The sequence below is a fragment of the Streptomyces sp. NPDC086023 genome (genome assembly GCF_044540325.1).
GTDB lineage: Bacteria > Actinomycetota > Actinomycetes > Streptomycetales > Streptomycetaceae > Streptomyces.
In genome coordinates this window covers 12,312-29,922 of sequence record NZ_JBITRX010000040.1, presented here as the reverse complement: position 1 = coordinate 29,922, position 17,611 = coordinate 12,312, and the positions used below count along the sequence as shown (strand labels likewise).

Annotated in this window: 16 protein-coding genes; 7 read left to right on the top strand and 9 right to left on the bottom strand. The window is 71.7% G+C overall.

Annotation, left to right across the window (positions count from 1 at the left end; genetic code table 11):
• The 3 genes from ACIF6F_RS37395 to ACIF6F_RS37385 all read right to left on the bottom strand — a co-directional run.
• Positions 1–197, bottom strand: a 197-nt coding sequence (locus ACIF6F_RS37395; protein WP_399958311.1) for a carboxyl transferase domain-containing protein, incomplete at its 3' end; no start/stop codon positions are given.
• Between the two features lie 136 nt (positions 198–333).
• Positions 334–537, bottom strand: coding sequence for an acyl-CoA carboxylase subunit epsilon (locus tag ACIF6F_RS37390; RefSeq protein ID WP_399958299.1), 204 nt, complete (start codon positions 535–537; stop codon positions 334–336).
• 288 nt (positions 538–825) lie between these two features.
• The gene (locus tag ACIF6F_RS37385) at positions 826–1,593 is read right to left on the bottom strand and encodes an SDR family NAD(P)-dependent oxidoreductase (RefSeq protein WP_399958295.1); all 768 of its coding nucleotides are present in this window, start codon (positions 1,591–1,593) and stop codon (positions 826–828) included.
• A gap of 64 nt (positions 1,594–1,657) precedes the next feature.
• Between ACIF6F_RS37385 and ACIF6F_RS37380 the strand changes: the two genes are divergently transcribed.
• Entirely contained in the window at positions 1,658–2,686 is a 1,029-nt protein-coding gene (locus ACIF6F_RS37380) for an NAD-dependent epimerase/dehydratase family protein (RefSeq protein WP_399958291.1), read from the top strand.
• A 272-nt stretch (positions 2,687–2,958) separates the two neighbouring features.
• Here the strand turns inward: ACIF6F_RS37380 and ACIF6F_RS37375 are convergent, their stop codons facing one another.
• Entirely contained in the window at positions 2,959–3,942 is a 984-nt protein-coding gene (locus ACIF6F_RS37375) for a ScbA/BarX family gamma-butyrolactone biosynthesis protein (protein ID WP_399958288.1), read from the bottom strand.
• 469 nt (positions 3,943–4,411) lie between these two features.
• Between ACIF6F_RS37375 and ACIF6F_RS37370 the strand changes: the two genes are divergently transcribed.
• The 4 genes from ACIF6F_RS37370 to ACIF6F_RS37355 all read left to right on the top strand — a co-directional run bounded on the left by ACIF6F_RS37370 (position 4,412) and on the right by ACIF6F_RS37355 (position 8,461).
• The gene (locus ACIF6F_RS37370; RefSeq protein WP_399958285.1) at positions 4,412–5,671 is read left to right on the top strand and encodes a cytochrome P450; all 1,260 of its coding nucleotides are present in this window, start codon (positions 4,412–4,414) and stop codon (positions 5,669–5,671) included.
• A gap of 104 nt (positions 5,672–5,775) precedes the next feature.
• Entirely contained in the window at positions 5,776–6,435 is a 660-nt protein-coding gene (locus ACIF6F_RS37365; RefSeq protein WP_399958282.1) for a ScbR family autoregulator-binding transcription factor, read from the top strand.
• A 268-nt stretch (positions 6,436–6,703) separates the two neighbouring features.
• Positions 6,704–7,585 carry a BTAD domain-containing putative transcriptional regulator gene (locus ACIF6F_RS37360; RefSeq protein ID WP_399958279.1) on the top strand — a complete coding sequence of 294 codons (882 nt, stop codon included), beginning with the start codon at positions 6,704–6,706 and terminating at the stop codon, positions 7,583–7,585.
• Positions 7,586–7,702: 117 nt separating this feature from the next.
• Entirely contained in the window at positions 7,703–8,461 is a 759-nt protein-coding gene (locus tag ACIF6F_RS37355) for a ScbR family autoregulator-binding transcription factor (RefSeq protein ID WP_399958276.1), read from the top strand.
• Between the two features lie 93 nt (positions 8,462–8,554).
• Here ACIF6F_RS37355 and ACIF6F_RS37350 read toward each other — a convergent pair whose 3' ends face one another.
• The 3 genes from ACIF6F_RS37350 to ACIF6F_RS37340 form a co-directional block, all read right to left on the bottom strand.
• The gene (locus tag ACIF6F_RS37350; protein ID WP_399958273.1) at positions 8,555–8,947 is read right to left on the bottom strand and encodes a DUF6009 family protein; all 393 of its coding nucleotides are present in this window, start codon (positions 8,945–8,947) and stop codon (positions 8,555–8,557) included.
• A complete protein-coding gene (locus tag ACIF6F_RS37345) occupies positions 8,944–10,374 on the bottom strand; it encodes a phage/plasmid primase, P4 family (protein WP_399958308.1) in 1,431 nt (476 codons plus the stop codon). Before ACIF6F_RS37345 ends, ACIF6F_RS37350 begins: the two co-directional genes overlap by 4 nt.
• A gap of 347 nt (positions 10,375–10,721) precedes the next feature.
• Positions 10,722–11,729, bottom strand: coding sequence for a bifunctional DNA primase/polymerase (locus tag ACIF6F_RS37340; protein WP_399958270.1), 1,008 nt, complete (start codon positions 11,727–11,729; stop codon positions 10,722–10,724).
• Positions 11,730–12,829: 1,100 nt separating this feature from the next.
• Here ACIF6F_RS37340 and ACIF6F_RS37335 point away from each other — a divergent pair.
• Positions 12,830–15,025, top strand: a complete 2,196-nt coding sequence (locus ACIF6F_RS37335) for an MMPL family transporter (RefSeq protein ID WP_399958267.1) — start codon at positions 12,830–12,832, stop codon at positions 15,023–15,025.
• A 210-nt stretch (positions 15,026–15,235) separates the two neighbouring features.
• Here ACIF6F_RS37335 and ACIF6F_RS37330 read toward each other — a convergent pair whose 3' ends face one another.
• Both ACIF6F_RS37330 and ACIF6F_RS37325 read right to left on the bottom strand, forming a co-directional pair.
• A complete protein-coding gene (locus ACIF6F_RS37330; protein WP_399958264.1) occupies positions 15,236–15,697 on the bottom strand; it encodes a carboxymuconolactone decarboxylase family protein in 462 nt (153 codons plus the stop codon).
• A gap of 263 nt (positions 15,698–15,960) precedes the next feature.
• Positions 15,961–16,716 (bottom strand): helix-turn-helix domain-containing protein, encoded by a 756-nt coding sequence (locus ACIF6F_RS37325; RefSeq protein WP_399958261.1) that lies wholly within the window; start codon positions 16,714–16,716, stop codon positions 15,961–15,963.
• Positions 16,717–16,938: 222 nt separating this feature from the next.
• On the opposite strand from ACIF6F_RS37325, the gene ACIF6F_RS37320 reads away from it, so the two are divergent.
• Complete coding sequence (locus tag ACIF6F_RS37320; RefSeq protein WP_399958258.1) at positions 16,939–17,604, top strand: DUF4097 family beta strand repeat-containing protein; 666 nt, start codon at positions 16,939–16,941, stop codon at positions 17,602–17,604.
• The last annotated feature ends 7 nt before the right edge of the window (positions 17,605–17,611 follow it).

Sequence of the window (17,611 nt, the reverse complement as noted above, 5' to 3'; positions counted from 1 at the left end):
AGCTGCTCGACCTCCTTGAAGGAACCGGCGTCGAGCAGCAGCTCGATGCGCTCGCGGGCGGTCAGCTTGCCCTTGGCGTGCTGCGCCTCGGTCGCGCGCTCGCTCGGACCTCCGACCGCCTGTGCACGGACCGCGTGCAGCTCGGCCACACGCCCGTGGGCGTCCGCCGCCTCCACAGAGGCCCGAGGACTGTCCATCGCTACTGTCACGACACGTCCCTCCCTCTCAAGGTGCGGCCCGATCGAAAGCCCACCATAACAAACCGCTTGGACGGTTTACCTGGTACGGGCTTTGGCGCGCACACGAATCAGCCATCAGATGAACCAGGCGCGTCTAACGCCAGCTGTACGGAGAGCGGTAGACCGCGGTGGACCGCTCGGGCTGCCACAGCGGGGCCTCGGGCGATTCGTCCTCGCCCTCCGCTCCGGCCTGCGCGAGCACCGAGCACAGCACGACAGTGACCGCGGCCAGCTCTTCTTCGCTGGCCGACCCGCGCACGATCCGGAGCGCGGGCTTCTCGGGGTCCGACTCGACCATTCCCCCTCCTCAAGCCTCAGGACACGGTCGGTCACCCGGCTAAAGGACCGCTTTTGCCCTGCTTGAGATCCGGCTGGAACCGCCTTGCCGCGGCGCACGCTCAACGGACCCGCCGGACATCCCGTCCCTGCAGGTGGCGGCGTTGCGGAGAGGCCGGCGACGCGTGGTCCGCACACCCGCCCCTGCGCCCTCGGCGGCAGGGCCGTCGCGTCCGCCGTGCGGACTGCGGGCAGTGGTGTGCGCAGGGCGCCCCGGCCGGGTGGTGAGGCCCCTACGCGGGGCCGGCGGTCAGCGGGTGGTCCAGCCGCCGTCCACCGAGAGGGTCGCGCCGACGACGAAGGAGGCGCGGTCGCTGCAGAGCCAGGCGGCGGCCTCGGCGATCTCCTCCGGCGCCGCGATGCGGGGCAGGGGCGCGGAGTCCAGCAGCACCTGCTCCATCTCGGGATGCTGCTTGAGCCAGTCGTCGATCATCTCGCTGCGCGTGGAACCGGGGGCGATGGCGTTCACGCGGATCCCGTGGGGGGCGTACTCGGCGGCCGCGGCCTTGGTCAGCCCGATCACCGCGTGCTTGGAGGCGATGTACGCGGAGGTGACCGGGGTGGCCACCAGTCCCCCGGTGCTGCTGTTGTTGACGATGGTGCCGCCCTTGCCGAGCATCACGCGCAGCTCCTGGCGCATGCAGTTCCACACGCCCCGGACGTTGGTGTCCATCACGGAGTCGTACACGTCCTCGTCGAGGAGGTGCATGGGCCTGGGCTCGGCGCCGACGCCCGCGTTGTTGAAGGCGGCGTCGAGTCCGCCGTACGCCTCGACGGCCGCGTCCACGGCGCGGGCCACGTCCTCGACGCGGGTCACGTCGCCTGCCACGTACTGGGCACGGTGACCGGAGCCGGTCAGCTCCTCGGTGAGGACGGCGAGTTCACGCTCACGGCGGGCGAGCAGGGTGACCGCCGCCCCCTCCCGGCAGAAGACACGGGCGGCGGCCGCGCCGATCCCCGCGCTTGCGCCCGTGATCAGCACGGACTTCCCCTCGAGCAACTGTCCACCGGCGGTCATGGTGTATGAACATAGCACCGCACATCTCGTACTCATTTCCGAAAAGATGTAGGGAAGGCCGGAGTTGGCTCCCCAGCGGATCCTCGTCACGGGAGGCACCGGCTTCGTCGGCTCCCACGTCCTCCCCCTGCTCCTCACGGCCGCACGGGAACCGCGCTCCGGCACGGACGGCCCACCCCGCCTGCGGCTGCTCACCCACCGAAGACGGGCGCCGGACGAGTGCCGGGAGACGAGCGGTCACGTCGAGACGGTCACCGGCGACCTGAGCGACCCGGCCTCGCTGCGCGGGGTCTGCGAAGGCGTCACCACGGTGCTCCACCTCGCGGCGCGCATCGGCGGGGACGAGGCGGGATGCAGGGCGGTGAACACGGAGGGCACCCGAGCGCTGCTCGCGGAGGCCCGGGCGGCCGGAGTGCGCCGCGTCGTACAGCTGGGCACGGCCGCGGTCTATGCGGACGGCGCGCACCGGGGCGCGGCCGAAGGGGAGCTGGCCGAGGCGCCGGTCTCGGCGACCAGCGTGACGCGGCTGGCCGGGGAGCGCCTGGTACTGGCGGCCGGCGGGACGGTGCTGCGGCCGCACCTGGTGTACGGCAGGGGGGACACCTGGATGATCCCCGCCCTGGTGGGGCTGATGTGCCGGCTGCCGTACTGGGTGGACGGGGGCAGCGCGCGGCTGTCGATGATCTCGGCGCCGGCGCTGGCCGGGGCACTGGCCGAGCTGGCGCTGCGGCCGGAGCTGACGGACCGGCTGGCGGGGCAGGTGCTGCACGCGAGCCATCCGGAGCCGGTGCGGGCCAGGGAGCTGGTGGAGACGGTGGCGCGCGCGCTCGGGCTGCCGGTGCCCGACGGGGAGCTGACGGGCGATCAGGCGCTGGAGCTGCTGGGGGCGGCGGACGACCCCGCCGTGCGGCGCAGGCTCTCGCTGCTGACCGTGGACCACTGGTACGACAGCAGCCGGCTGTGGGGGCTGCTGGAGGCGGGGCCGGGACCGGGATTCACGACGGCGTTCGCGGCCGCCGCGGCGTGGTACGCGGGCCTCGGTGCGGTCCGGCGGTCGCTGCCTTCGCCCTCGCTGTCCGCTTCTCCTGCCTGAGGCGGGTCCGCGGATCGCAGACGGCCGGGATCGTACGGACGCGCTCGGCGGCGGACGTGCGCCGCCGTCTTTGCCGCGGCGCCGTGGTCGGCACCGCAGGCCGACGGCCCGGGATCCGGCGGATACCGGGCCGCTTGCCGTTCGGACGGAGCCGGCGGGGGAAGTCCGTGGAGGGGGTGCACCCTCTACGGCGCCGGTCGCGCGGAGTCATGCCCTTGGTGCACCCCGGCTCCGGTGGGGGGAGGGGGACTGCGGCGGGGCGGGTGGCAGGATCAGGCGTCCCACACCGAGCCGGTGACCGTGGCCGAGAAGACCTCCCTGCCTCCCTGCCGGCCCGTCACCTCCACGGAGCGCATGAGGGGGTGCGGTTCCGCTTCGGCCTCACGCGCCTCGACCCAGCACGGCTCGTCGAGCTCTGCGTAGCTGTGGAACTCGGTCGCGATGCCGGAGGGTCTGAAGCCGCCTTCGGGCAGCAGTCCGCAGGCCGCCTGGCGGGCGGCCTCGACCAGGACCATGCCCGGGTGGTGGTCGTTGGCGTGCTCGAAGAGGATCGGGTGGTCGAGGTCGGGGTTGAGCAGCCAGCGGCCGGGCCGGTCGGACGGGGCGAGGACGACGTCGAAGGGCAGCAGCCGGCCGACCGCCGCCGGGGGGATGGGCGTCTGCCGCTCCAGCGGGGTGACCACGGCGCCCGGGCCGCGCTCGCCGCGCAGCCGCCGGTACGTGCTCGGCGGGACGCACGTGAAGCGGGCGGTGCCGCTGGCCGCCATGCAGCCGTTGCGCCGGATGCTGACGTGCAGGAACCCGGAGAAGCGGTTGCCCTGCCACCGGAAGTTCGTACAGGTGGCGACGAGATCGAGCTCGGTCGGGCCGGCGCCGATCCGCAGCTGCGCGAGGTCCGAGGTGAAGTCCAGGCTCCACAGCAGCACGTTGTGCCCGAGCGGGACCCCGTACACCGCGTGGCACAGGAACAGCCCCACCTGCCGGATGGTCTCGCCGGCCTGGACCGGGTCGTGGCTGCGGCCGTCGGCGCTGGTGAAGAACGTGTGGGCGCGGGGCCACTGGCCGGTCAGCGCGAAGACGTTGTCGCCGATGCGCTCGTAGCCGGTCAGGAAGACCTCGGCGAGGGAGGAGCGGTGTACGTACTCGCGCGGGACGGTGGTGGTGAGCTGAGGCGATTCATTGCAACGGGTCCACGACGCGCTGGATACCGGGTGAGGTATTGAGGGGGCGTCCTTCTGGAACGTCAGCAGGGTCATGGACCTCTCCACAGAGCCGGGTTGACGGATGGGGTGACCACTTCAGAACACGCAAGATACGTACTCTCCGGTATTGTTTGCAAGGCTCTCCGAGGGTCGTCTTTCACTCGACCATCACACCGTCAACACGCGCCGTGATCGCCGGAGGAGGGGCGGAATCCAGCCTCCGACAGGGGAGTTCGGACGGCTGCGGCCACGACGGACCCATGCGCCCAAGCCTCAAGCGGCAAGCGGTATTCCGCTCTCGTGACACGCCCGCACCGGGGGGCGGAGACACGCCAGTCGGCACTGCCCTTTCGGCTGCCCCACAGGGCTTGCGACCTGGGACGGGAGCTGGTGGCGGGGAGCCTGCCGGGATGCCAGACTTGGTCCCGCCGACGGATTGTCCAAAACCGTCCAGGCGGTTTGCACGAGGGGGGTCTCCGGTGCCGTTCGGCGACTCCCGACCGCCGACATCCCTGGAGAACCGATGATCCGTCAGTGCCCGATATCCATCGATCCGTCAGGCCGGGATCCGCACGGTGAGGCAGCGCTGCTCCGGGAGCTCGGTCCCGCCACGAGGGTGGTCCTGCCCGGTGGGGTGCCGGCCTGGGCGGTGGCCGGACACGCGGCACTGCGCAGACTGCTGGTCGACCCGCGGGTGTCCAAGGACGCGTACCGGCACTGGCCCGCGTGGATCAGCGGCGAGGTCGGTCCGGAGTGGCCTCTGTCCATCTGGGTGTCGGTGCAGAACATGATCACGGCCTACGGGGCCGAGCACACGCGGCTGCGCAAGCTGGCCGCCCTCGCCTTCACCGCGCGCCGGGTCGCCGCCCTGCGACCGCGCATCGAGCAGGTCGCCGCCGACGTGCTCGACGAACTCGCCGCGCTCTCCCCCACGGACCCGGTCGACCTGCGGGCGGCGTTCGCGCACCAGGTGCCGACTCGAGTGATGTTCGAGCTGTTCGGGATCCCGGAAAGCTCGTGGGCGATGCTCCACAAGATCATCAAGGGGTTCTTCGACACCGGCATCTCCGTCGAGGACGCCCAGCAGAACGCGATCGACCTCTACGAGACGATGGCCGCCCTGGTCGCCCACAAGCGGGCCAACCCGGCCGACGACCTGACGACCGGGATGATCGCGGCCCGGGACGACGAGAGCGGCGCGCGCCTGTCGGAGAAGGAGCTGGTCGACAACCTGATCCTGCTCTTCACCGCGGGGTACGAGACCTCGGTCAACCTGATCTCCAGCGCCGTCCACCAGCTGCTGACCCACCGCGCCCAGCTCGGCCTGGTCCGCTCGGGCGCGGCATCCTGGGAGGACGTGGTCGAGGAGACCCTGCGCTTCGAACCCCCCGCGGCGTACGGGTTCCTGCGCTTCGCGGTCGAGGACATCGACGCGGGAAACGCGGTCATCCCCAAGGGAGACGCGATCGTGGTGTCGTTCGCGTCGGCCGGCCGCGACCCGGAGGTGCACGGCGAGGACGCCGCCGTCTTCGACATCACCCGGCCCACCCGGGGCGACCACCTCTCGCTCGGCTTCGGGACGCACTACTGCCTCGGCGCGACGCTCGCCCGGCTGGAGGCCTCGGTCAGCCTGGCAGCGCTGTTCGGCCGCTTCCCGGATCTGGCGCTGGCCGCCCCCGGGCGGCGGCCGGCGAAGGTCGAATCCTTCATCTCCAACGGCCTGCTGGAGCTGCCGGTAACGCTGGGTGACGCTTCGCGGAACGATGTTGAGATCGAGGTGTGATCTCCAACGCTTGATAAAATACGGACCTTCTGGTTGGTTTTATAGGGGGACACCGGTCTGCGCCCAGATCGGCCCACACCGGCCCTTGGACCATCGGAGGCACCGTGGCACGTCAGGAGCGTGCGGTACGTACGCGTCGCGCGATCTTGGAAGCGGCGGCGGCGGTGTTCGACGAGCGCGGCTACGAAGCGGCCACGATCTCGGACATCCTGTCGCGGGCGGGCGTCACCAAGGGCGCCCTGTACTTCCACTTCTCCTCCAAGCAGGAACTGGCGCAGGGCGTCCTGGACGAGCAGTTCAACGAGGCCGGCGTGCCGCCGAGAGCCAGCAAGCTGCAGGAACTCGTCGACGTGGCCCTGGTGCTGGCGTACCGGATGAAGCGCGAACCGATGCTGAGCGCGGGCGCCCGGCTCTCCCTGGGACCCGACATGCGCGAGATATTCGGCGGGGGATCGGTCCCGGGCTGGATCGAGTTCACCGAGCAACTCCTCGTACAGGCCAAGGAGCAGGGCGAACTGCTGCCCCACGTCGACCCGGCGGAGACGGCCTGGATCATCTCCGCCTGCTGGACGGGCGCCCAGGTCTACTCACAGACCCTGACCGACCGGGAGGACATCGAATTCCGGGTCGCGGGCGTCTACCAGCACATCGTCCCCAGCATCGCCACCCCCGCCGTCCTCGCCCGACTGGACATCGCCCCCGACCGCGGGGCCCGTGTGGTGGCCGAGGCGGAACAGCTGAGGGCGGAGCCCGCGCTCTCCTGACCGACCCCGACCCGTACAGACCAAACGGTCTTGTTCGATCTTGAAAAAGTTGGTTTCACGGCCCCTCGGCACTCCCGCCGAGGGGCCGTTTTGCGTGGCCCGACAGTGTGACGGTAGATCAAGAGTGCAGGTCAGAGCGGTTTCTGACGCAGGCTAACCCCTCCTCTCCACCACAAACGGCGAAGCCGGTTTGGTATTGACAAACCGCTGGGCCTGTTTTTTACTCGCTTTCAGTGCTGGTCACATCCACGGACAAGGGGAGTACGGCGTGGACATCGCAGTACTGGGCGCACTGTCGGTGCGGGAGAACGGAATCTCCATCACGCCGACCGCCCCCAAGCCCAGACAGGTTCTGGCGCTCCTGGCGCTCCACGCGGACCAGGTGGTCCCGGTCTCCGCGCTGATCGAGGAGCTGTGGGCGGGCGAGCCGCCGCGCAGCGCCCGTACCACCCTGCAGACGTACGTCCTCCAGCTGCGCTCCCTCATCTCCACCGCCCTGGAGCACGGCGACCCCGGGGCCGGTGCGGACGCCGAGGATGCTCCGGCAGGCCCCGGCACGGTCCCGGCGCGGCGCCGCACGGCCAAGGACGTACTGGTCACCCTCCCGGGCGGCTACCTGCTCAACAGCGGCGGCGGCACCAGCGACGTCCGCGAGTTCGACCGGCTCGCGGGCATGGGCTACCGGGCCATGGACGCCGGGGACTTCCCCGGCGCGGCCCGCCTGCTGCGCGAGGCGCTGTCGCTGTGGTCCGGGCCCGCGTTCGCCGACGTACAGGGCGGCATCCAGCTCGACATGGAGACCCGGCGCCTGGAGGAGATCCGGCTCTGCGCCCTCGACCAGCGCATCGAGGCCGACCTGCGGCTGGGCCGCCACCGCGAACTCCTCGCGGAGCTCACCGTGCTGGCGAGCCGGTACCTCACCCACGAGAGCCTGCACGGCCAGTTCATGCTGGCCCTGCACCGCTCCGGCCGCCGCGGCGAGGCCCTCGACGCGTACCAGCGGCTGCGCGGCACGCTCGTCCGGGAACTGGGCCTGGAGCCCTCGGCAGCCCTGCGGCGCCTGCAGCGCTCCATCCTGATGGCCGGTCCCGAAATCCCCGGCGAACCGGCGGAGACCCGCGGCGGCGAGCGCCTCGCCCGCGTGGGCTGACGCCCGCCACCGCACCCATCACCCCGGGCACCACCCGGGACCTGCCCTGAGCCGCGCCCCCCGGGAGCGGCCGCCCAGAGCGGTTCGACGCGGAACCGCACGAACCAGAGCCGGAGCATGACGACCAACCGCATGAGCAACCGCACGTCCGGCCGCGCCTCGGGCCGGACCCCGGTCCGAGGAGGCAACGCGGTGCAGGAAAGGTCGGAACGGACCCGCCGCAGGCTCGTCAACGCCGGAGCGGAGATGTTCCGCCGCAACGGCTACGCCAACGCGACCCTCGGCGAGATCGCCCTGGCCGCCGGCGTGACCAAGGGCGCTCTCTACTTCCACTTCGCCTCGAAGGACGAACTGGCCGAAGCCGTGCAGCAGCACGGCCGCACCATGCTCAACGACTCGGTCCGCTCCCTGCGCGAGGCCGGCAGCAGCCCCCTCCAGGCACTCATCGACACGACCCACTGGCTGGCCCGCACCCTCCACGAGGAGCCGGCGATCTCCGCCAGCTTCCGCATCACCAAGGAGTGCACCGGCCGGCAGCCGCACCTGGCGGACTTCCACCGGGCCTGGATCGCGATGGTGTGCACCCTGCTGCGGCAGGCCCGCGACGCCGGGGAGCTCCGGCCGGACCTGGGCTGGGAGAGCGCGGAATCCCTGGTCGCCGCGGCGGCCTGCGGGATCGAGGTCATGTCGGGCACCGGCATGGTGTACGCCGAACTCAGGCGCAGGGTGTCCGCCCTGTGGACCCTGCTGCTGCCGCTGCTCGTGGCGCCGGGCAACGCGCGGCACCTGCGCGTCGAGGCGCCGGACGAGTGGGAGGGCCCCGGCACCGCCGTGGCGCCGGGCGTCCCCGTCGGCACGGGCGGCAACGCCGGCTGACCTGCCCCCGCGAGGGGCCGCGAGAGAGACGTACGCGACGCCGTCGGGCTCCGGGGGGGGGGGCGGGGCCCCCGTGGGCCGACGGCGCTCGGCTCAGGCGGGCAGCTGCCGGGCCACGGCCGACCGCAGCGGCCCGCCCTCCGACCGCTCCGTCTTGCGGCCCTTGCTGCCGGGCGCCAGCGTGCCCGCGTCCACGGCCTCGGCCGGCGCGCCGGTGGCGTACAGCCCCTCCGGGTCGGTGTCCCGGTCGTGCGGCAGCAGCCAGAACACCCGGCGCCGGAAGGTGCCCGAGGACCGCGACGGCTTGGCCCCCGGCCCCAGCAGCGCGTACCCGACCATCCGCCCGTCGCGGTGGTAGGCGGGCCTGCCGCGCCGCGTCGGCAGCCGGTCCAGGCTCTGGCGGACGTAGTCGAGCCGGCTGATGTCCTCGAGCCAGACGAGGTCGATCTCGTGTCTGATCTCGTCCTCGCCGATGAGAGCGCTCATGCTGTCTCCTCGTGCGCGAGCAGGCCGATGCCCGGGTAGTACTTGCGCTGGTTGGACAGGATCATCTCCTTGGGAGACTCCAGCCCCACCACCTCGCGGACGCGTGCCGCGAAGGCCCGGGAGGAAATCGCCGGGGCGCCCTCATTCTGGCACCAGCTGCGATAGGCCGCGTAGAGCTGGGCCTGCTCCGCCCTCAGCTCCGGATCGATCCGGCACAGCTCCCCGAGGAAGCGGCCGGTGTGGTCCTCCGTCTCGGCGTACGCGGTCGTCGCGATCCGCACCCGCTCGGGCCCGCTGAGGTCCCGGGCGCCGCCGAGGTAGCGGCGCGCGCCCTCGATCAGCCAGTTCAGGATGCCCGGGCCCTCCTCGGTGACGAGGATGTCCGCCAGGTTGTCGATCTTGCGGTCGTCCGAGACGACCCGCTCGAACGGGATCAGGCGCATGCGCCGCCAGAAGGCGAAGCCGCCGGTGCCCACCTCGGGCCGGTGGTTGCCGAGCAGCCACAGCTTGTGCGTCGGCTCGAAGCTGAAGAAGTCCTGCCGCATCCGCCGGGCCTTGATGCGGTCGCCGCCCGTGAGCAGCTTGACCCGCGCCTCGTCGAACCGGTCCCCCGGCTTGACCTCGGAGCACACGATGACCCGGCGGCCGTGCAGCTCGGCGAGGTCGGTCGGGTGGCCCTCGTACGGCCGTGCCATCAGGAAGCCCGGCGGCGCGGCGTCCGCGTAGTCCCCGAGCAGCTTGATCAGTACGTCGAGCAGCACGGACTTGCCGTTCTTGCCGGAACCGAACAGGAACGGCATGACCTGCGCGCCGACGTCCCCGGTGACCGAGTAGCCGAGGAGCAGCTGGAGGAAGCCGGTCATCTCGGCGCCCTCGGGGCCGTCCCCGAAGGTGTCGGTCAGGAACCGGTTCCAGCGCGGCGTCGGCATCGGCTGCGGCGGTGCGGTGGTGGAGCGCGAGTGGAAGTCCTTCGTGGGCTCGGGGGGTCTGATGCGCCCGGTGCGGAGGTCGACGATCCCCGCCGGCGTGCAGAGGGCGTACGGGTCGGCGTCCAGGCGCGAGGCGTTGAGGACCATGCCCGGGGCCGACTTGGCCTGGACGAGCATGGCGTTGATGCCGCTGGTGCTGAGCGCCCGGCGGCGGTGCTGCTGGAGGGACGCGGGCGTGTGCAGGCCACGCGGGTCCTGGGTGGCGATGGACTCGGCCAGGTCGCCGGCGGCCCACAGGATGGTGTCGTCCTCGTCGATCTGCCAGCGGGTGGAGTCCCAGCGGTACCAGCCCAGGCCCGGCACGTGCCGGTAGTCGTTGGCGTACAGCTTGACGAACAGCTTGGCGTTGCCGCGGTCGGTCAGCGTGTCCGGCAGCAGCCCGTCCGCCGTCACCTCCCCGGCCCCCTGAGGCCCTGTGTGCCCCTCTGAGACCCTCAGGGGCCCCACAGCCACCGCCACGGCCCCCGCGGCCCCCACGGCCCCCTGAGCGGGCACAGCGGCCGTGTGCGCCAGGATCTGGGCGGCCACCGCCTGCGGGTCGAAGCCGACGAGCGCCTCCTGCACGGCTCCGCCCCCTGCCGGGGCACCGTCCGGCCCGTCGTCCGGGAAGCCCACGGACACCTCCTCACCGAACAGTCCGGCGGCCGGCACGTCCCCGGGCACGGACGGCCCGGGGTGGGCCTCCGTCACGGAGGCGTGGTCCAGGGGCCCTTCGAAGACTCCCCCGAAGGACTCGTCCGGGGCGTCCAGCCGCGCCTCCGACAGGCGCTTGTGGCGGTTCGTGGTCACAGGCGGCCCCCCGGGGTCAGCGGGCGGTGGGAGCCCGCGCTCAGCCCGCTGCGGATGATCGCGCCGCAGCGCCGTTCCTGTCCGGGCCGGGCGTGCTCCGCCGCGTCCCTCAGCACCCGCTCCGCCTCGCCGGGCTGCAGCAGCCCGGCGGCGACCAGCCCGCCCGCGGTGTACGCGGCCCGGTTGAGCTTCTCGGAGAACGCCGCCCCTTCGGGCACGGCGGCGCAGGCCGCCACCTCCTGGAGCACGGCGCCCAGGACCCGGCCGGCCGCACCGCGCCCGCCACCGCCGCCCGCGGCCACGACGGCCTGCTGGGCCCGCGGCGGCACGGGGCGCGGCGTGGGGACGTGTGCGGGCGGCAGGTGTCCGGTGCGCTCCAGCTCCCTGGCCAGCCAGGGCGGCAGGGGCGCCGGCTCCCTGACGGGGCCCACCGGCTCGTACGTCCCGGCCTCGGTCACGGTGCCCGGGGCGATGATGTAGCCGCCGTGGGCCCGTACGTCGACCTGCCAGGCGAGCGCGCGCGTGGAGCCGGACGACCCGGCCGAACACTGCCAGCGGTGGCTCGGATTGGCCCGGTACCAGACGTGCAGGCCCCCGGAGGGCGTGCGGACCCGCAGCGTGGAGGTGTCCTGCGCCGGGGAGGTCTCGCCGCGCAGCGCGGCCAGCACGCCGAGCGTGTGGAAGCCGTTGGCCAGGCCCTGCAGGTCGACGCCGTCCGCCACGGGGATGCCCGGCAGCAGGCGGTCCCGGGCGGGCAGCGGCTGCTCGTGCGCGTCGACGTCGATCACGACCAGACCGGCCGGCCCGCAGGCGATCCCGACCCCGAGCCCGGGATGGGTGCCCCACCACTGCTCGATGCGCGAGAAGTCCAGCGTGGCCGCGTGGAACCCGTGGCACCAGCGGCCCGCCCGCAGGCAGCCGCAGTCCTTGGAGGTGTGCCCGGGAGCCCGGCAGGCCTCGCAGTTCCCGGCGGGCGTCTTCCGGCCCGGCGACAGCGGGTGCACGGGCCAGCCCTTGCTGGCGCACCACCGAGCGGTGGCCAAAGGCTGCCCAGGAGTACGACCCGCCGGGCGGACCTGGTCACGACGAGAGCCGGAATCCGATCCTCCGCTTGACGGCCGCCCTGAGTCGCTGCGCGAATCCCGCAGCTCAGAAGCCATGCCCATCCCCCGCAGCGACCCAAGCGACTCAACGACGGACATACCTTAGCGAAGGTCATCCGCGGAAGAGAGCATCTGCAGCCACGAGAGCCACCAGGGTCGCGCAGCGACTCAGCGACTGAAGCCACCCACCCCCAGCGACTCAAGCACTTTCAGTCGCTCCCACAGTAGCTGCAAGAAACCGCAGGTCAGAGCCGTTTTCACAACCCAGACAGCGACTCAAGCGACTCAGCGACTGAATATATGACGCGCACAGGCGCACGCGCACGCACACGCGCACACACGTGCGTTGCGCTTCATATACCCGCACCTTCAGTCGCTTCAGTCGCTATTCACCCCCCACACCGCCTCTGAACTGGGCTTTCTTCAAGCGACTCAGAGCGACCCAAGCAACCTTCAGTCGCTTTTCTTCAGTCGCTGAGCCGCTCCCCCGCCCCCCGGGACCGCCCGAACACCCCCTCCGGCCCGCAGCGACCGACGCCCGTTCGGTCGCTGGCAGCGACTCAAGCGGCCCTGCACCCCACACCGAGCCCTTCCCGAGCATTTGTACGAAAACCCGGCGCCTCGGTCGCTTCGGTCGCTGCCCCCACCCCTTCGCAGGTCAGAGCGCTGCCGACGGCACCCCCTCCGCCGCCCCGGGCCCGGCATCGAACAAGAGCCCGCCTCCCCCTCCGCCCGCCGGGCCTCTTCACACAGAACTGGTGTGCCCACCCCGTATCCGTGTACGGCGTACTGCTGCACGACACCCGTACACACGACCCCCTCGCGCGGGCTCCCCGTAGGGAATCAGCCACGGAAGACGCCGTCGCCGGGCCCGGGCACCAGGGTTCCGGCCAGCTCGAGCCGCGCTCGATCGGGACTCCACCCCGCTGTGAAGAACCTTGTGTAACAGTCCCGTCCGAGCCCCCGCTCCACGGCTCCTGACACCCTCAGCGAGATAACCCATGACGACCCAGACCCCGGCACCATCTCCAACGAATTCGGACCTACCGCCCGCTGCCTCCCCCACCGTTGCGAGCCGATACGCCGCCTTCGTCGCCGGCCGGCGCTCCAAGTGGGTCGTGCTCGTGCTGTGGCTCCTGCTCATGGGCATCGGTGGCTCGCTGGCCGCCGGCCTGGCGGACGTACAGGACAACGACCCCGAGACCTGGCTTCCGTCGAGCGCCCAGTCCACCAAGGCGGTGCAGCTCGCGGAGGAGCACTTCGCCGACAAGGACTCCAGCTCCGCCGTCATCGTCTACGCCCGCGAAGGCGGCCTCACCCAGGCCGACCTGTCCAGGATCGACAGCGACCGAGGCCGTCTCGGTGAGGTGGCCGCCGGCCAGGTGTCCCCCGCCGTGGTCTCCGAGGACAAGGTCGCGGCCTTCGTCAGCGTCCCGCTGCGCACCTCGCCCAGCGACGTCAAGGTGCTCACCGACGGGGTGAAGGAAGTCGGCAAGGTCACCTCCGACGGCCTCCCCGCCGGCCTGGACGTCAAGATCACCGGTGAGGCCGGCAGCATCGCCGACTTCGCCGACGTCTACTCCGGCATGGACGGCGCCCTCATGGGTGCAGCGCTCGGCGTGGTGGCGCTGCTCCTGCTCATCACCTACCGCAGCCCGGTGCTGTGGCTGATCCCGCTGATCACCGTGGGACTGGCCAGCCAGGTGGCGAGCGGCGTGGTCTACCTGCTCGCCAAGCACGCGGGTCTGGTCGTCAACGGCCAGAGCGCCTACGTCCTGATGGTGCTGGCCGTGGGTGTCGGCACCGACTACGCCCTGCTGCTCATCGCCCGCTACCGGGAGGAGCTGCACCGCACCGAGGACCGGCACACCGCGATGGCGCTGGCCGTCAACGGCTCGCTGCCGGCGCTGGCCGCCTCCGCCGCCACCGTGGCGATCGCCACGCTGTGCCTGGTGTTCGGCAGCATGAACAGCACCAAGGGCCTGGGCCCGGTCGTCGCCATCGGTGTGGTCGTGGTGTTCTTCGCCATGACCTCGCTGCTGCCGGCGCTGCTGGTCATCCTGGGCCGCTGGGTGTTCTGGCCGGTCAAGCCGCGCGTCACCCCGGGCTACGACCCGAACTCGGCACAGGGGCACGGCAAGTGGGCCAAGATCGCCTCTGCCGTGGGCCGTCGCCCGCGCGCGGTGTGGATCGGCACGGCGCTGGTGCTGGGCCTCATGACGCTGGGCCTCTTCAGCGTCCAGACCGGCCAGACGCAGGCGGAGCAGTTCACCAACAAGGTCGGCTCGGTCACCGGCCAGCAGGTCCTGGCCGAGCACTTCCCGGCCGGCTCGTCCGCTCCGGCGGACGTCTACGTCCCCGACGCCGGGGCCGAGGCCGCGGCGGCCACCGTCGCCAAGGTGCCCGGCGTGTCCTCCGTGAACACCCAGGCGGCCAAGGACGGCTGGACGCACCTGACCGCGGTGCTCCGCGACGCGCCGGACTCCGCGGCCGCCAAGGACACCGTCCGGGACATCAGGACGGCCCTGGACGACTCCGAGGGCCCGGCGGCCGACGCGGTCGTCGGCGGGCAGACCGCGGTGGCCCTCGACGTCTCCGAGGCCCAGGGTGACGAGGAGGCGCTGCTGATCCCGCTGATCCTCGCCGTGGTCCTGGTGATGCTCCTCGTGCTGCTGCGGGCGGCCATCGCCTCGGTGCTGCTGCTCGTGTCCGTGGTGCTGTCCTTCGGGGCGGCCGTCGGTACGGCCTCCCTGCTGTTCCACGCCCTCGACCACGCGAAGATCGACCGCGGGCTGGTGCTCTTCGGCTTCATCTTCCTCGTCGCGCTGGGCATCGACTACACCATCTTCATGATGACCCGGGCGAAGGAGGAGGTGGCGCTGCGCGGCCACCGCGAGGGCATCCTCACCGCGGTGACGGTCACCGGCGGGGTCATCACCTCGGCGGGCGTGGTGCTGGCCGCCACGTTCCTCGTCCTCGCGGCGATCCCGACGGTGAGCGCGCTGCAGCAGGGCCTGCTGGTGGCGGTCGGCATCCTCCTCGACACGTTCCTGGTGCGCAGCCTGCTGGTTCCGGCGCTGGCCCTGGACCTGGGCCCGCGCATCTGGAAGCCGGGTCTGACGGCTCCGGAGACGGCACCGGCCGAGCCGGCGAAGAGCCGGTCCGAGGCCCCGTCCACCTCCGACGTGCTGGTCTGACGCCGAGGGTCGTACGGCCCGCTGACCACGGATCCACCCGGGACGACGCAAGCGGCCGTCCCTCCTGCTCCGAGCCACGGAGCACGAGGGACGGCCGCTTTGCGTGTGCCGGAGCACCGGCGCGGGCCCGGAGCCGGGTACGCGGAAGGGCCGCCCGGTCCACGACCGGACGACCCCGCGACAGGATCCTCAGCAGGCTCCGGGGAGGGCCTAGCCCCAGTTCTGGCCCGCGGGCTCCTGGATGGTGACGTTCAGTCGGTTGAAGAAGTTCGTCGTCGCGATCATGAGGATGATCGCGGCGAGCTGCTCCTCCGTGTAGTGGTCGGTGGCCGCGTCCCAGATCTCGTCCGGCACGCCCTGCCCGGTGTGGTCGGCGAGCCGGGTGGCGGCCTCGGTCAGGGCCAGGGCGGCACGCTCGGCGTCCGAGAAGAACGGGGCCTCGCGCCAGGCGGCGACGGCGTGCAGGCGGTCGTCGGTCTCCCCGGCCTTCTTGGCGCCCGTGGCGGCGGCGTGCACACACGCGCTGCAGCCGTTGATCTGGCTCGCGCGGAGGTGCACCAGCTCCAGGGTCTGCGGGGCGACCCCACCCTGGTAGATGGCCTTGTAGAGGTTCTGGATGCCGCTCATGGCATCCGGCAGAACCTTCGCGGGGTTCGTCATACGAGCCTTCATAAGGTGCTCCCTAAGCGGTGGTCTCCGTCGTCACCACACTGACGGATCCCGCCCCGCCGATGTGACCGGCGGACGGCGGCTCACTTTCGAACACAGGCACGCCCAACGCCCTGACCAGCGGAGATGAGTGACCCTCAGGCGCACCTGAGGCACGGCCCGATGGATCTTCAAGCGAGCCTGTACCGCGCCTCGATGACGTCTCGTGCGTTTCCGTGCCGCCGCTCAGGTCCCGGGCGACCGGAGCCTCGTCGTCCGGCCTGCTGTCAGCGGTCCGCACTCGGTTCGGCGGCGTCGCCCGAGGGCGTCCTGGGCTTCGTGTGGAGGACCTCGCGGGCCTGCTCCGCGGCGCGGGTGATGCTCTCGGTGACGAAGTCGACGAAGCGGGCGATGTTCTCGAGACGGATGGCGGCCGGGGTGCCCGGGCCGAGGATGCCCACGCCGTCCCGGGCGGCGTCGGCAAGCAGGGCGCTCTGTCGCGCGCTGGCGACCATGGACTGGTACCAGACGTCGTCGTCGACGAAGTAGCGCTCACGGCGGCGCTCGTCGCGCTCCCGGCTGATGAGGCCCTGGGTCTCCAGGAAGGCGACCGCCTTGGAGATGGACGCCGGGCTGACCTGGAGGCGCTGGACGAGCTCTGCCGCGGTGAGGCTGCCCTCGTCGGTGGTGTACAGGCAGGTCAGCACGCGGGACATCATCTTCGGCAGACCCTGCGCCATCATCAGCGTCGTGAACATCTCCTCGTACTCGCGCACGGCCTCGGCGTCGCGCCCGTAGGCCTGCGGCGCCGCCTCCGCCCCGCTCCGGGGCGCGGCCTGCCTGCGCCGGTGGGCGCGGCGCTCGGTGGCGCGGTGGGCGAGGTCGGCGCGATAGCCGGCGGGGCCGCCGTTGCGCATCACCTCACGGGTGACCGTCGAGGTCGGGCGGTCGAGGCGCCTGGCGATCTCCGCGTAGGCGAGGCCGTCGGCCAGCCCCAGCGCGATCTGCTGGCGGTCCTGCTGAGTGAGCCTGCCTCCCGGCATTGCGATCTCCTTCGTCTCTGCACAACGCCCCCACTATAGCGTTCACTCCCATCCCATTGCAACGTCAATGGACCGGCTTGTTGCATTGAATGCACCGCCATTGCAACGATTTCTCCGCCCTGAGCTGCAAGAACAGTAATTCTTCGCAACGAGTCTGTTGAGGAATCTTCGAACGCAACGTAGCTTTCCATCATCAGAAACAACGAGCCGAAGGAAAGCACGATGCAGAAGTTCGCCACCTCCGCCCCGATCTCCGCCGTTCTCGACATCCCCGCCGGGCGGATCCAGTTCATCGCCGCGGACCGCGCCGAGACCACCGTCGAGGTCCTGCCGGCCAACCCCTCCAAGAGCCGCGACACGAAGGCCGCCGAGCAGACCGACGTCACCTTCTCCGACGGTGTCCTGCGGATCACGGCCCCGGCCGCCGAGAACAAGCTCTTCGGCCCCACCGGATCCCTGGACGTCACCGTCCGGCTCCCCGCCGACTCCCACGTCGAGGCGAAGACGGCGGCCGCCGAACTCCGCGGCGTCGGGCGCCTGGGCGACGTGGCCTTCGAGGGCGCGTACCGCCAGATCAAGATCGACGAGGCCGCGAGCCTCCGCCTCACCGCCACCGACGGCGACGTCGAAGTCGGCCGGCTCGGCGGCCCCGCGCAGATCAGCACCGCACGCGGCGACATCCGGATCGCCGAGGCCATGGGCGGCACCGTCGTGCTCCGCACCCAGTCCGGCGACATCTCGGTCACCGCCGCCCGCGGCGTCTCCGCCTCCCTCGACGCCGGCACTGGCTACGGCCGCGTCAGCAACGCCCTCAAGAACGACGGCACGCCCGCTCTCGACATCCAGGCCACCACCTCGTACGGCGACATCACCGCCCGCACCCTCTGACCCGCCA

Bases quoted from the DNA above. Each gene is read 5' to 3' on its own strand.
- ACIF6F_RS37330 (WP_399958264.1), bottom strand. From the start codon at position 15,697: ATGAAGGCTCGTATGACGAACCCCGCGAAGGTTCTGCCGGATGCCATG.
- ACIF6F_RS37375 (WP_399958288.1), bottom strand. From the start codon at position 3,942: ATGACCCTGCTGACGTTCCAGAAGGACGCCCCCTCAATACCTCACCCG.
- ACIF6F_RS37335 (WP_399958267.1), top strand. From the start codon at position 12,830: ATGACGACCCAGACCCCGGCACCATCTCCAACGAATTCGGACCTACCG.
- ACIF6F_RS37325 (WP_399958261.1), bottom strand. From the start codon at position 16,716: ATGCCGGGAGGCAGGCTCACTCAGCAGGACCGCCAGCAGATCGCGCTG.
- ACIF6F_RS37385 (WP_399958295.1), bottom strand. From the start codon at position 1,593: ATGACCGCCGGTGGACAGTTGCTCGAGGGGAAGTCCGTGCTGATCACG.
- ACIF6F_RS37355 (WP_399958276.1), top strand. From the start codon at position 7,703: ATGACGACCAACCGCATGAGCAACCGCACGTCCGGCCGCGCCTCGGGC.
- ACIF6F_RS37350 (WP_399958273.1), bottom strand. From the start codon at position 8,947: ATGAGCGCTCTCATCGGCGAGGACGAGATCAGACACGAGATCGACCTC.
- ACIF6F_RS37390 (WP_399958299.1), bottom strand. From the start codon at position 537: ATGGTCGAGTCGGACCCCGAGAAGCCCGCGCTCCGGATCGTGCGCGGG.
- ACIF6F_RS37320 (WP_399958258.1), top strand. From the start codon at position 16,939: ATGCAGAAGTTCGCCACCTCCGCCCCGATCTCCGCCGTTCTCGACATC.
- ACIF6F_RS37370 (WP_399958285.1), top strand. From the start codon at position 4,412: ATGATCCGTCAGTGCCCGATATCCATCGATCCGTCAGGCCGGGATCCG.